Genomic DNA, 13037 nt, shown 5'->3' on the forward strand with positions numbered 1-13037 from the left:
CGGTCCTACGAACTGCGCCCCGTGGACACGGTCAGGTGAATCTTCTCGCCGGACGACGGGTCCCACATCGAGATCGGCGACTGGCCGATGACGGTGTTCTTTCCGTACAGGGAGTTGTTGCGCTCGGAGATGTCGTACGACCAGCCGGCCGCGTCCATGCACTTCTTCACCGAGTCCAGGTTCTTGCCGTAGAAGGACGGCAGGAAGATCTTGCCCTTCTGGCTGTAGCTCTTGACCGGGTCGGTGCAACGCGTGGTCGAGATGGTGGCCGTCGGGTCCTCGGGCCTGACCGAGTCCGAGGGGGAGGGCGAGTAGCTGTACGCGCCGGTGGGGCGCGGGTTCGGGCTGTCGCCGCCGCCGCTCAGGCCGATGCCGATGGCGATCGCGGTGACCACGACCACGCCGACGACGGCGGAGACCACGATCACCGGGGTGTTGCTCTTGCCGGAGCGGTTGCCGCCGGGGCCGGGCCCGACCGGCGCGGGAGCGGGCGTGGAGGGGCCCGCGTACGGCGGCGGGGTCTGGAAGCTGTTGTTGTACGGGGCCGGGCCCGGGCCCTGGGAGGGGATGGGGCCCGGCGGCTGGAAGGCGTTCACCGGCGGCGGCGTGGACGGCGCGGAGGGGCCGAAGCCGAGCCCGCCGTTAGCCGCCGGCCCCGGTCCCATCTGCGGGCCGGCCTGGGGAGCGGCCTGCGTCGGCTGGTAAGGCGTCTGGACGCTCGGCGGTGCGGGGGTGTGCGGTCCGGCGGCGTTCGCGGAGGCGGCCGGGAAGACCGCCGAGGACACCGAGGAGCCGCTGTTACGGGCGCGCGGGCCTTCGCTGATGATGAGCGGCGTCGCGCCGGACTGGCCCGACCCGGCGACGCGCAGGCACTCGTCCCGCATCGCCTCGGCGGTCGGGAACCGCTCGTTGGGGTTCTTCTTCAGCGCGCGGGCGACCAGCGCGTCCACGGCGGGCGGCAGCGACCGGTTGATGCCGGAGGGAACCGGCGGCTCCTCCTGGACGTGCGCGTACGCGATGGCCAGCGGCGAGTCCGCGTCGAAGGGCAGCTGCCCGGTCAGCAGCTCGAAGAGCATGATCCCGACCGAGTACAGGTCCGAGCGGGCGTCCACGCCGCGGCCCAGCGCCTGCTCGGGGGAGAGGTACTGCGGGGTGCCGACGACCATGCCGGTCTGCGTCATCGAGGTGACGCCGGACTGCATGGCGCGGGCGATGCCGAAGTCCATGACCTTGACCACGCCGCGCTTGTTCAGCATGACGTTGCCGGGCTTGATGTCCCGGTGGACCAGGCCCATTTCGTGGCTGACCTCCAGGGCGGCCAGCACATCGGCGGTGATCTTCAGCGCTTTTCCGGTGGGCATCGCGCCGTGCTGGGCGATGTCGCTGTCCAGGTCGGAGCGGAGCGGCCGGCCCGCGACGTACTCCATGACGATGTACGGCACCATGCCGCCGTCCAGCTCGTCCTCGCCGGAGTCGAACACCGAGACGATGTTGGTGTGCGTGAGTTTGGCCACGGACTGGGCCTCGCGCCGGAAGCGCTCACGGAACGCCTGCTCGCGGCCCAGCTCGGTGTGCAGGGTCTTGATCGCGACCTCGCGGTCCAGGACGCTGTCGTAAGCGAGGTGCACGGACGCCATGCCGCCGGCGCCCAGAAGATCACGGAGCTGGTAGCGTCCACCGCCGACCGAACGGCCCTCGTATTGGCCCTGAGCGCCGTCCTGGCTCATGGTTCCGCTTCCCCCTTGGCGCGCTGTTCCTGCGCACGTGTTGCGGCGCGCCGCGCCTCGTGGCTCATTGTGCTGTGCCCGTCCGTGCAGCGCTCCGACGTGTATGACGAGTACAGACGTTACTCAACGTCGTGGGCTGCGGCTCGTGCGCCTGCGGACGTGCCGAGATCAGTATGGGTTGTACGAGCTCGGTGTCTGAATCGGAGCCCAGTCTGCACCAGGGCCGGTACACGTCAAGCCGTGTGCCCGTTCCGTGACCAGATGCGCAAGATCCCATTACGGTCCTGAACCATTCGGATCGCCGATCGGCTCGTGATTACCTCGGGTTAACTTGCGACAATGGGGCCGCAGAAGGTGTGATGACCGGTCCATCACGGGACCGGCGTATGCCGCGGAGCCTGTAGCGTGCTCTAGCGAAGACCGAGACCTTACCGCTGTGATGCGGATTGATACGACGGCGAGGACCGATGGCACCGACGCAGAGCCCCCAGGGCCCGTCCGATCCTGATGCCACCGGCTCCCACTCTCCCGATGGGAATCTCCCCGATGCGCCGGAGATGTGGGGCAATGGCGGTTTGGTGGGCGACGGACGCTACCGGCTCACGCGCCGGCTCGGACGTGGCGGTATGGCGGAGGTGTTCGCCGCCGAGGACGTGCGCCTCGGCCGCACCGTCGCCGTCAAGCTGCTGCGGGCCGATCTCGCGGAGGACCCGGTCTCCAAGGCCCGCTTCACCCGTGAGGCACAGTCCGTCGCGGGCCTGAACCACCACGCGGTGGTGGCGGTGTACGACTCCGGCGAGGACTACGTCGGCGGCAACACGGTGCCGTACATCGTCATGGAGCTGGTCGAGGGCCGCACCATCCGCGACCTGCTGCTGAACGCCGACGCGCCGCCGCCGGACCAGGCGCTGATCATCGTCTCCGGGGTGCTGGAGGCGCTGGCCTACAGCCACCAGCACGGCATCGTGCACCGCGACATCAAGCCCGCGAACGTGATCATCACGCACGGCGGCGCGGTCAAGGTGATGGACTTCGGCATCGCCCGCGCGCTGCACGGCGCGCAGTCGACGATGACCCAGACCGGCATGGTCATGGGCACGCCGCAGTACCTCTCCCCCGAGCAGGCCCTCGGCAAGACCGTGGACACCCGCTCCGACCTGTACGCGACCGGCTGCCTGCTGTACGAACTGCTCGCGCTGCGCCCCCCGTTCACCGGCGAGACCCCGCTGTCCGTCGTCTACCAGCACGTCCAGGACATGCCGGTGCCGCCCTCGGAGGTCTCCTCCTCGGTGCCGCCGGAGCTGGACGGCCTGGTGATGCGCTCGCTGGCCAAGGACCCGGACGACCGCTTCCAGACCGCGGAGGAGATGCGCGGCCTGGTCCAGTACGCCCTTCAGATGCTCCACGAGCAGGGCGGCCACAGCGGTACGTGGAACACCGGCCCGGTCGCCGTGCACGACGGCGGCCACACCCCGGCCATGGGTTCGATGGCGGCCACCACCGCCCTGCCGCACCCGGACCACGGGCAGACCACGGCGCAGCCGATCCTGCCGCCCGGCATGCGGGACGGGGACGGCGCCTACGAGGGCGGCCCCCGGCCCGCCAAGGGCGGCCGCGGCAAGATCTGGCTGATCGCGGCGCTCGCGGTGATCGCCATCGCGGTCGGCGTGGCCATCGCGATCAAGAGCGCGGGTGGCGACGGCAAGGAGAAGAACCCGCAGCCGACCAAGAGCCCGTCGGTCTCGCAGAGCACCGAGGAGACGCCGTCGGAGACGCCGTCCGACGAGCCGTCGACCCCGTACACGCAGCCCGGCGGCACGGGCGGCGACTCGGGCACGTGGAACCGCCCGTCGACCCGCCAGCCGACCACGCCCCGCACGTCCCAGTCGCCCTCCTCGAAGCCCACCCCGTCGTCCAAGCCCCCGTCCTCCCCGCCGCCCAGCAAGCCGTCCACCGGCGGCTCGACCAACGGCAACACGAGCACCGGCACCGACGGCGGCAACAACGGTGACAGCAAGGGCGGCACGACGAGCGGCAGCACGAACAACGGCGGTACGACCCAGGGGAGCGGTTCGGGCAGCGGTGGCCCGGCCGGCACCGGCGCGATCGGCGACTCGGACGGCAGCTGACGCCCCGCCGCACCCCAGCGCCCGACCACGACGGGCGGCCGGACCTCCGGCCGCCCGTCGCGGCGTTCCAGGGCCTCAGGGCTTACGGGCTCCCGCCGCGCCGCCCTCACTCCGTGAAGGCCGCCCGCACCGCCCCGTACTCCCGCGTCCACCACACCGCCAGCGCGGCCGCCGCCGGGAACTGCGGATCGGCCCGCCGGTCGCCCAGCCGGTAGCGCCAGTCGAGCATCCAGAAGTCGTTGAGCCGCTCCCACCACACCCGGTGCACGGCGGCGGCCAGTTCCGCCGCCCCGGCGCCCGAGGCGCGGCGGTAGGCGCCCGCGTAGGCCCCTACCTTCGGCAGGTCCAGGGTGCCCGCGGGCTGGACGAAGAAGATCGCGGCGGCCCGTACGGCCTCCTCGGCGCGAGGCTGCACGGCCAGCCGGTCCCAGTCCACGATGGCGGCCGGTTCGGCGTCCCGGTAGAGCAGGTTGAGCGGGTGGAAGTCGCCGTGCACCCAGCCGGTGGCCGGGACCCGGTCCGCGCCGGGGCGGCGGTGGGCCTCGCGTTCCAGCAGGGCGCGGCGCTCCAGCAGCCGGTGCTCGGCGAGCTCGTCGAAGCTGCTGCGCGGCCGGGACCGGCGGGCGAGCGCGAGCAGTTCGTCGATCATCTCGAAGGTGCGCGCGGGGTCGGCGCCCGCATGCTCGTACGGGACTCCGGGCCCCGCCGTATCGGGCGTTATGACCTGCTCCAGCGCGGTGTGCACCTGCCCCAGCAGGGCGCCGAGGCAGCGCGACTGGTGGCGGGTGAGCGCGGCGCCGTCGCGGTGGCGGCCCTCGACCCAGGGGTGGAGCGCGTAGCAGCGGCCGCCGAGGACCGTGACCGTACGGCCGTCCGCGTCGGCGAGGGGCGGGGCGACGGGCAGGCCGAGGGCGCCCAGGCGGCGCGTGGCGCGGTGCTGGCGGGCGATGGCGGCCTGGTCGCCGTCGAGGTGGTGCTTGAGGAAGTAGCGGCCGTGTGTGGTGGCGAGGCGGTAGCCGTGGTTGAGCAGCCCCTCGGCGACCGGTACGCACGACAACGGCTCCCCGGCGCCGTAGCGGCGCAGCAGGGAGCCGAGGGTGTGTCCGTCGGGTGGGGCCGCCGTCCGGACATCGGATGAGCGCAGCACGCGCCAGATGTTAGATCACTGCGTCACGCTGAGTGGGCGTATCGGAACACAGGGACATCGGAGAGGTGGTGGACCTTGACAAACTCCGGTTCTATGCGGAGGAAAACCGGGTCGAAGGGTTCTCCGTCGGCCAGCCGGGGGGTGCGGCCGAACTGCTCGTACTCGGCCGGTGTCGGCGTGATGGTGCGGGCGGTGCCGGTGAACTGTACGGACCAGGTGTCCTCGGCGCCGGAGTTGGCGTTGTCGGCCTCATAGGCGACGACGTTGCCGTCCAGGGCGCGGTGGTAGCCGTAGCCGCGGTGCAGGCGCAGCAGGAGCCGGCCGTCGACCACGATGTGCCGCGTGACGGCGGTGAAGGGCAGGGCCCGCAGGCTGGCCGACACCCGTCCGTAGGGGGTGCGGTTCAGCAGCTCGATGGCGCGGTAGTCGTCGGTGGGCATGCCTACACCCTGCCGTGCCGGGCCGCGCGAAAGTAGAGGCACCCGCCCCGGCGGAAACGGGACGTTGGTCCTGAATGGGGCGGAAGTTTGTCAGTTCGGGGGCGTTTTGCATGGTGGGGGGCGGTGTGGCGGGTCCGGATCTTTACGGCGGCCCGGTTTGCGGGCGGGGTGGACGGACGTATTCCGCTTTCCGTCCCGGCCATCGTCCGGCCCTCGTCCCTCCGATTCGGCCCTTACTGCCGCTCCGCCTTCATCCGCGCCACATACGCCGCCGCCTGCGACCGCCGTTCCATGCCCAGCTTCGACAGCAGGCTGGAGACGTAGTTCTTGATGGTCTTCTCGGCGAGGTGCAGGCGCTCGCCGATCGCGCGGTTGGTCAGCCCCTCGCCGATCAGGTCGAGGATCTTGCGCTCCTGCTCGGTGAGGTTCGCCAGCCGGTCGTCGCCGCGGGCGTTGTTGCCGTCCCGCAGGCGCTCCAGGACGCGGGCGGTGGCCACCGGGTCCAGCAGCGACTTGCCGGCCGCCACGTCCCGTACGGCGGTCAGCAGCTCGTTGCCGCGGATCGCCTTGAGGACGTACCCCGACGCCCCTGCCATGATGGCGTCGAACAGGGCCTCGTCGTCCGCGAAGGACGTGAGCATCAGGCATTTGATGTTCTCGTCCTGGGAACGGATCTCCCGGCAGACCTCGACACCGCTGCCGTCCGGCAGCCGGACGTCCAGCACGGCCACGTCGGGGCGGGTCGCAGGGATCCTGACCAGGGCATCTGCGGCGGTACCGGCCTCGCCGACCACCTCGATGTCCTCCTCAACGGAGAGCATTTCGTGGACGCCGCGCCGGACGACCTCGTGGTCGTCCAGCAGGAATACCGTGATTTTTCCGTCTTCGCGCACCTGCTCAGTCTCACACACGAAGTCTTCCAATGCTCCTGGTCACCGATATAACGTGCCGTTGTCCCGGCGGGCTGCAACGCTGAGAACAGGGGATAGCCGACTGATCGGCCACTTGCTCGGAAATCCAAGCAAATTACTTGGAACCCCAAGCAAAGTCGCAGGTCAGCTCCCTTTTCGCCTAGGCTCCGGAAATAGGGCACACCGCCCTCCGGCAGGCCGTGGCCGGGACACCTTGTTCCACCCGGGCCGCGTCGTGCCGCACATACCCCGTGCGCCGTATCGGATACCGGGTGAGCCGCAATACGGCCACCGGCGGACCCCGGGGGCCGGACAGACGGAGGAGCAGCACGTGACCGTGGAGAGCACTGCCGCGCGGAAGACCACCCGCGGTGGCGGGAAGCGCGCCACCGCGAAAAAGGCAGCACCCGCCAAGAAGAAGGCGGTGGCCGCGGCCCCCGCCGAGGCGGAGCAGGACCAGCTCGTACAGCTGCTGACCCCGGAGGGTGAGCGGGTCGAGCACCCGGAGTACTCGATCGACCTGTCGGACGAGGAACTGCGCGGGCTGTACCGGGACATGGTCCTCACGCGGCGCTTCGACGCCGAGGCGACGACCCTCCAGCGCCAGGGCGAGCTGGGCCTGTGGGCCTCGCTGCTGGGCCAGGAGGCCGCGCAGATCGGCTCCGGGCGCGCGCTGCGCGACGACGACTACGTCTTCCCGACCTACCGGGAGCACGGTGTCGCCTGGTGCCGCGGCGTGGACCCGACCAACCTGCTGGGCATGTTCCGCGGTGTGAACAACGGCGGCTGGGACCCCAACAGCAACAACTTCCACCTGTACACGATCGTCATCGGCTCGCAGACGCTGCACGCGACCGGCTACGCGATGGGCGTCCAGAAGGACGGCGCCGACTCGGCGGTCATCGCGTACTTCGGCGACGGCGCCTCCAGCCAGGGCGACGTGGCCGAGTCCTTCACCTTCTCCGCGGTCTACAACGCCCCCGTGGTGTTCTTCTGCCAGAACAACCAGTGGGCGATCTCCGAGCCCACCGAGAAGCAGACCCGCGTCCCGCTCTACCAGCGGGCCCGCGGCTACGGCTTCCCGGGCGTACGGGTCGACGGCAACGACGTGCTGGCCTGCCTGGCGGTGACCCGGGCGGCCCTGGAGCGCGCGCGCTCGGGCGAGGGCCCGATGCTGATCGAGGCGTTCACGTACCGGATGGGCGCCCACACCACCTCCGACGACCCGACGCGCTACCGCCGGGACGAGGAGCGCGAGGCGTGGGAGGCCAAGGACCCGATCCTGCGGCTGCGCACCTACCTGCTGAACGAGGGCTTCGCCGACCAGGCGTACTTCGACTCCGTCGAGGAGGAGAGCGAGTCGCTCGGCAAGCGGGTGCGTGAGGTGGTCCGGGCGATGCCGGACCCCGACAACATGGCGATCTTTGAGAACATCTACGCCGACGGGCATGCGCTCGTCGACGAGGAACGCGCACAATTCGCCGCGTACCAGGCGTCGTTCGTGGACGCGGAGGAGAACTGACCATGGCCGTCTTCGAAAAGATCACGCTGTCCAAGGCGATCAACGAGTCGCTGCGCGCCTCCATGGAGGCCGACCCCAAGGTCCTGGTCATGGGCGAGGACGTGGGGAAGCTCGGCGGCGTCTTCCGCGTCACCGACGGCCTGCAGAAGGACTTCGGCGAGGAGCGGGTCATCGACACCCCGCTCGCCGAGTCCGGCATCGTCGGCACCGCCATCGGCATGGCGCTGCGCGGCTACCGGCCCGTCGTGGAGATCCAGTTCGACGGTTTCGTCTTCCCCGCGTACGACCAGATCGTCACCCAGCTCGCCAAGATGCACGCCCGCGCGCTCGGCAAGGTCAAGGTGCCGGTCGTCATCCGTATCCCCTACGGCGGCGGCATCGGCGCGGTCGAGCACCACTCCGAGTCCCCCGAGGCCCTGTTCGCGCACGTCGCGGGCCTGAAGTGCGTCTCCCCCTCGAACGCCTCCGACGCGTACTGGATGATGCGCCAGGCCATCGAGAGCGACGACCCGGTCATCTACTTCGAGCCCAAGCGCCGCTACCACGACAAGGGCCGCCTGGACACCGAGGCGATCCCGGACCCGCTGCACAAGGCGCGGGTGGCGCAGTCCGGTACGGACCTGACGCTCGCCGCGTACGGCCCGATGGTCAAGGTCTGTCTGGACGCGGCCAAGGTCGCGGCCGAGGAGGGCAAGTCCGTCGAGGTCCTGGACCTGCGCACGATCTCGCCCATCGACTTCGACGCGGTCCAGGCGTCGGTCGAGCGGACCCGCCGGCTGGTGATCGTCCACGAGGCGCCGGTCTTCCTCGGTACGGGCTCGGAGATCGCCGCCCGCATCACGGAGCGGTGCTTCTACCACCTGGAGGCACCGGTGCTGCGGGTGGGCGGTTTCCACGCGCCGTACCCGCCGTCCAGGCTGGAGGACGAATACCTGCCGGGTCTCGACCGGGTGCTCGACGCGGTCGACCGCGCGCTGGCGTACTGAAGGGCTTGAGGAGTAGTGACCATGACTGCAACCGAGCAGCGCTTCCGCGAGTTCAAGATGCCCGACGTGGGCGAGGGACTCACCGAGGCCGAGATCCTCAAGTGGTACGTCCAGCCCGGTGACACCGTCACCGACGGCCAGGTCATCTGCGAGGTGGAGACCGCCAAGGCCGCCGTGGAGCTGCCCTGCCCGTACGACGGTGTCGTGCAGGCGGTGCACTTCGACGAGGGCGTCACCGTCGACGTGGGCACTTCGATCATCGTGGTGGACACGAACCCGGGCGCGGGACCGGCCGAGGCCCCGGCGGCGCAGGCCGCTCCGGCGGCCGAGGCGGAGGAAGAGGCCGAGCCGCAGGGCCGGCAGGCCGTCCTCGTCGGTTACGGCGCGGCGCCGTCGTCCACGAAGCGCCGGGCGCGCAAGGCGCAGCCGGGCGCGGCGGGTGCGTCGTCGGAGCCGGCCGCGGCGGCGGTGCAGGCGGAGCTGAACGGGCACGCGGGGGCTGCGGTCCCCTCGGCCCCGGCGCCCGCCGCTCCCTCTCTTCCCACCGCGGAGCGGCCGCTGGCCAAGCCTCCCGTCCGCAAGCTGGCCAAGGACCTGGGCATCGACCTGGCGACGGTCACCCCGACCGGCCCGGACGGCGTGATCACCCGCGAGGACGTGCACGCGGCGGCGTCCGCGACCGCCCCCGCGGCTGAGGCCCCGGCTCCGGCCCCGGCCGCCGCCGTGGCCACCGGCGGCTCCGAGGCCGTCCGCGCCCGCGAGACCCGTATCCCCATCAAGGGCGTACGCAAGGCCACCGCCCAGGCGATGGTCAACAGCGCCTTCACCGCGCCGCATGTCACGGAGTTCATCACCGTCGACGTGACGCGCACGATGAAGCTCGTCCAGGAGCTCAAGCAGGACCCCGACATGGCGGGCCTGCGCGTCAACCCGCTCCTGCTCGTCGCCAAGGCGCTGCTGGTCGCGATCAAGCGCAACCCGGAGATCAATGCGGCCTGGGACGAGGAGAACCAGGAGATCGTCCGCAAGGACTACGTGAACCTGGGCATCGCCGCGGCCACCCCGCGCGGCCTGATCGTCCCGAACATCAAGGACGCCGAGGCCAAGACCCTGCCCCAGCTGGCCGCCGCCCTCGGCGAGCTGGTCGCCACCGCCCGCGAGGGCAAGACGGCCCCCGGCGACATGGCCGGCGGTACCGTCACGATCACCAACGTGGGTGTCTTCGGCGTGGACACCGGCACCCCGATCCTCAACCCCGGGGAGTCCGCGATCCTCGCCTTCGGCGCGGTCAAGCTCCAGCCCTGGGTCCACAAGGGCAAGGTCAAGCCCCGCCAGGTCACGACGCTGGCGCTCTCCTTCGACCACCGCCTGGTCGACGGCGAACTGGGCTCGAAGGTCCTCGCGGACATCGCCGCGATCCTGGAGCACCCGAAGCGCCTGATCACCTGGGCCTGACCTTTCGGACACCACATACGGGCGGGCCCGGGACGACCGATGTCGTCCCGGGCCCGCCCGGTGGCTTTTCGTCCCTGCTCAGCCCCGGATGATCTCCACGGCGCGGCTGAGGTGCCCCACGGGCCCGCCCGGCGCGTTGTGGCCGCCCTGTGCCGCGCCCTTCGTCAGCGCGATCCCGCCCCACAGCGCGGCCACGAGCAGTGCGACCATGACGGTGGTCCGAGCGCGGCGGCCGGCGGTCGTCCTGGACTGCATGGTGGTCTCCCCTTGCGTACGGTTCGGAGCCTGACCGGCCCCTCCCTTCCATTACGTCACGGGGAAACGCCGATTTCGTACGCGCCAGGTACAGACTCACGTCAGCCTTAAGTCGGACAGGCGGTACATCTTCCGATAGAGATCGCGGCGTACGCGTGGGCCCTGAGGCGGGGCGAGGCCGCGGCCCCGGGCAAAAGGAGTTGCCGCCTCCGTATGTGCCGCATACCGTCGCCCGAATGAGCAGCCGCCCGACGATCATCCGCCCCTACCGCCCGGAGGACGAGCAGGCCGTCACCGGTTTCCGCCCTCGTACGGTACGGCCGTCGGCCGAGCCGGACACCTGGGTCGCGGTGGACGAGCCCGACGGCAAGGTCGTCGGCCTTCTCCATCTCCCTGGCTCCGAGATCAGCGACCTGTACGTTGCCCCCGAGGCACAGCGCCGCGGCATCGGCACCCAACTCGTGGAACACGCGGCCTCGCTGCGGGGCGCCCTGTCCCTGGAAGTCTCCGCCCGCAACACGGCAGCGCGCGCTTTCTACACTCACCTCGGCTTCACGGAACGCTCGCCCCGTACGGACGAGTCCACCGGCGAAACCCTGCTCGCCCTGGACCGCCCGGCGCCCCTCCGTTCCGTCGGCTGGCTGCACGTACGGGACGGCCGCCTGCTCAGCGTCCGTACGCGCGGCAACGACACGTTCTACCTCCCCGGCGGCAAGTACGAACCGGGCGAGACCGCGCCCGAGGCACTGTCCCGCGAGCTCTCTGAAGAACTCGGCCTGTCCATCCCGGCCGACGAGCTGCGCCAGGCGTTCGTCATCCACGCCACCGCGCACGGCGTGAACGCCGGCCGCCGCCTCCACATGACCTGCTTCACCGGCGGCCCACAGGACATCGACCCCGCCCCCGGCCGGGAGATCGCCGAGTACGCGTGGTTCGACCGCCACGAGGCACGCGACCGCTGCGCCCCCGCGCACATGCAGGTCGTCAACCGCCTGATCGCCGAGGGCCGCATGGCCGCGTAACCGCAGCTTGCAGTTCCACCTCGGCCCACACAGTCTTCCCCACGGTACGCGGCTCGATCCCCCACCGATCGGCAAGCCCGCCCACCAGCACGAGCCCATGCCCGGACGTGGAGTACACCCCGCGCCTCTCCCGCGGCACGCGCTCGCCCCGCGGATCACTCACCTCGATCCGCAGCAGCGCCTCACCCATCACCAGCCGCACCCGGAACAACCGCCCCCGCAACGTCCCGTGCAGCAACGCATTGGACGCCAACTCCGAAACGATCAGCGCCACATCCCCCGCGATGCCCTCCTGCCCCCACTCCGCCACCAGCCGCGCCGCCCGCCGCCGGGCGAGGGAGACGCTGCGCGCGGTGGGCGTGTAGTCGAGCTTGTCTTCGTACGTGAGTTGGGGAACGGGCATGGCTGATCGCCTCCGTCGGGGTGCCAACTTCGCGCCGGGGCGGCGCGGTTGCTGACCGACTGTAGGGGCAGTGTGTCCCTGGGACTCAAGCTCTGGGGAAGGTATTCCCCGCAAGAGTGAAGGTCATCGACGGGAGCATTCAGTTCAGGCAAGACTGGCCTGGTGAACCGTTCAGAGCAGGGAAATCGGATCTCGACCGTGCTGGGGCGGCGACTTGGCGGGCAACTCCTGCTGCTCCGAGACGCAGCGGGGAAGACGCAACAAGAAGCCGCGCAGGTGCTCAGTGCCACCGCCACGAAGATCGTCAAGATGGAGCGCGGTTGGGTACCGGTCAGAGAGCCCGACATTCGCGCGCTGTGCACGTTCTATGGGCAGGACGACCCCAAAGCGGTGGATGCCCTGCTAGGGCTGGCAAAGCTGGACCGGGAGCGGCGGAAGGCCAGGGGGTGGTGGAACGAGTACCCAGCTCTTCGGGACATGGTGGAGTGCGTGGCGTTGGAAGACGTCGCCAGTAGCGTGCGCACTTGGCAGCAATCCGTTGTGCCGGGCATCTTGCAGACGGCTGACTATGCGCGGGCCGTCGCAATGGGCAACGGAATGTGGGAGGACCCTGCCGAGGTGGAGCCTTTTGTCGAGTCGCGCATGGCACGTCAGGGTCGGCTTGTCGGCGAAGCGCCACTGCAACTGCGCGCGGTGATCCACGAAAGCGCACTGCGACAACTCGTCGGCGACCGGTCGGTGATGAGGGCCCAGCTCGGTCACTTGCTGGAGCAGGCGGAGCGGCCGAATATCAGGCTTCAGGTACTGCCGAGTTCGGCCGGCGCTCATCCGGGCATGAACTGCTCGTTCTCGATCGTTACGTTCGATGGTCCCGGCGCGGTGGATGTGGTGCACATGGATACCAGCTCGGCTAACGTCTGGCTGGAAAGCGAGGCCGATGCCATGCACCACCGAGTCATCTTCGACCGCATCACGCGCCTGAGCCTCGCACAGCACAACTCGGCAGCGCTGATCGCCAACATCCTCAGGGAGATGTAGCT

At 70.4% G+C, this 13037-nt stretch carries 12 protein-coding genes; 6 read left to right on the top strand and 6 right to left on the bottom strand.

Going from position 1 to position 13037, the window contains the following annotated elements:
• Window positions 1–5: 5 nt before the first annotated feature.
• Complete coding sequence (locus CP984_RS19950; RefSeq protein ID WP_003980338.1) at window positions 6–1727, bottom strand: Stk1 family PASTA domain-containing Ser/Thr kinase; 1722 nt, start codon at window positions 1725–1727, stop codon at window positions 6–8.
• Window positions 1728–2194: 467 nt separating this feature from the next.
• Between CP984_RS19950 and CP984_RS19955 the strand changes: the two genes are divergently transcribed.
• Window positions 2195–3856, top strand: a complete 1662-nt coding sequence (locus CP984_RS19955; RefSeq protein WP_030180777.1) for a protein kinase domain-containing protein — start codon at window positions 2195–2197, stop codon at window positions 3854–3856.
• Window positions 3857–3962: 106 nt separating this feature from the next.
• On the opposite strand, the gene CP984_RS19960 is transcribed toward CP984_RS19955, so the two are convergent.
• The 3 genes from CP984_RS19960 to CP984_RS19970 form a co-directional block, all read right to left on the bottom strand.
• Window positions 3963–5003 (bottom strand): phosphotransferase, encoded by a 1041-nt coding sequence (locus CP984_RS19960; protein ID WP_003980340.1) that lies wholly within the window; start codon window positions 5001–5003, stop codon window positions 3963–3965.
• Between the two features lie 23 nt (window positions 5004–5026).
• Window positions 5027–5443 carry a pyridoxamine 5'-phosphate oxidase family protein gene (locus CP984_RS19965; RefSeq protein WP_003980341.1) on the bottom strand — a complete coding sequence of 139 codons (417 nt, stop codon included), beginning with the start codon at window positions 5441–5443 and terminating at the stop codon, window positions 5027–5029.
• Window positions 5444–5676: 233 nt separating this feature from the next.
• A complete protein-coding gene (locus CP984_RS19970; protein WP_030180780.1) occupies window positions 5677–6336 on the bottom strand; it encodes a response regulator in 660 nt (219 codons plus the stop codon).
• A 349-nt stretch (window positions 6337–6685) separates the two neighbouring features.
• Between CP984_RS19970 and pdhA the strand changes: the two genes are divergently transcribed.
• From pdhA to CP984_RS19985, 3 genes are read left to right on the top strand one after another with little or no spacing between them, the layout of a single operon-like run.
• Window positions 6686–7876: a pyruvate dehydrogenase (acetyl-transferring) E1 component subunit alpha gene (gene pdhA / locus CP984_RS19975; protein WP_003980343.1), complete on the top strand. Its 1191-nt coding sequence runs from the start codon at window positions 6686–6688 to the stop codon at window positions 7874–7876.
• Window positions 7877–7878: 2 nt separating this feature from the next.
• Window positions 7879–8862, top strand: coding sequence for an alpha-ketoacid dehydrogenase subunit beta (locus CP984_RS19980; RefSeq protein WP_003980344.1), 984 nt, complete (start codon window positions 7879–7881; stop codon window positions 8860–8862).
• A 21-nt stretch (window positions 8863–8883) separates the two neighbouring features.
• Window positions 8884–10317, top strand: a complete 1434-nt coding sequence (locus tag CP984_RS19985) for a dihydrolipoamide acetyltransferase family protein (protein ID WP_003980345.1) — start codon at window positions 8884–8886, stop codon at window positions 10315–10317.
• A gap of 78 nt (window positions 10318–10395) precedes the next feature.
• On the opposite strand, the gene CP984_RS41330 is transcribed toward CP984_RS19985, so the two are convergent.
• The gene (locus CP984_RS41330) at window positions 10396–10572 is read right to left on the bottom strand and encodes a hypothetical protein (RefSeq protein ID WP_167745270.1); all 177 of its coding nucleotides are present in this window, start codon (window positions 10570–10572) and stop codon (window positions 10396–10398) included.
• A gap of 236 nt (window positions 10573–10808) precedes the next feature.
• Between CP984_RS41330 and CP984_RS19990 the strand changes: the two genes are divergently transcribed.
• Entirely contained in the window at window positions 10809–11594 is a 786-nt protein-coding gene (locus CP984_RS19990; protein ID WP_003980346.1) for a GNAT family N-acetyltransferase, read from the top strand.
• Here the strand turns inward: CP984_RS19990 and CP984_RS19995 are convergent.
• Window positions 11557–11997 (bottom strand): ATP-binding protein, encoded by a 441-nt coding sequence (locus tag CP984_RS19995; protein WP_003980347.1) that lies wholly within the window; start codon window positions 11995–11997, stop codon window positions 11557–11559. The genes CP984_RS19990 and CP984_RS19995 overlap by 38 nt on opposite strands.
• Window positions 11998–12156: 159 nt before the next feature.
• On the opposite strand from CP984_RS19995, the gene CP984_RS20000 reads away from it, so the two are divergent.
• The gene (locus CP984_RS20000; protein WP_030180784.1) at window positions 12157–13035 is read left to right on the top strand and encodes a helix-turn-helix domain-containing protein; all 879 of its coding nucleotides are present in this window, start codon (window positions 12157–12159) and stop codon (window positions 13033–13035) included.
• The last annotated feature ends 2 nt before the right edge of the window (window positions 13036–13037 follow it).

It is taken from the genome of Streptomyces rimosus (assembly GCF_008704655.1).
GTDB classification, from domain to species: Bacteria; Actinomycetota; Actinomycetes; order Streptomycetales; family Streptomycetaceae; genus Streptomyces; species Streptomyces rimosus.

What these genes read in the sequence shown, in the direction of transcription:
- CP984_RS19995 (WP_003980347.1), bottom strand. Translation starts at nt 11,997, where the DNA reads ATGCCCGTTCCCCAACTCACGTACGAAGACAAGCTCGACTACACGCCC.
- CP984_RS19965 (WP_003980341.1), bottom strand. Translation starts at nt 5,443, where the DNA reads ATGCCCACCGACGACTACCGCGCCATCGAGCTGCTGAACCGCACCCCC.
- CP984_RS19950 (WP_003980338.1), bottom strand. Translation starts at nt 1,727, where the DNA reads ATGAGCCAGGACGGCGCTCAGGGCCAATACGAGGGCCGTTCGGTCGGC.
- CP984_RS19985 (WP_003980345.1), top strand. Translation starts at nt 8,884, where the DNA reads ATGACTGCAACCGAGCAGCGCTTCCGCGAGTTCAAGATGCCCGACGTG.
- CP984_RS19980 (WP_003980344.1), top strand. Translation starts at nt 7,879, where the DNA reads ATGGCCGTCTTCGAAAAGATCACGCTGTCCAAGGCGATCAACGAGTCG.
- CP984_RS19990 (WP_003980346.1), top strand. Translation starts at nt 10,809, where the DNA reads ATGAGCAGCCGCCCGACGATCATCCGCCCCTACCGCCCGGAGGACGAG.
- CP984_RS19955 (WP_030180777.1), top strand. Translation starts at nt 2,195, where the DNA reads ATGGCACCGACGCAGAGCCCCCAGGGCCCGTCCGATCCTGATGCCACC.
- CP984_RS41330 (WP_167745270.1), bottom strand. Translation starts at nt 10,572, where the DNA reads ATGCAGTCCAGGACGACCGCCGGCCGCCGCGCTCGGACCACCGTCATG.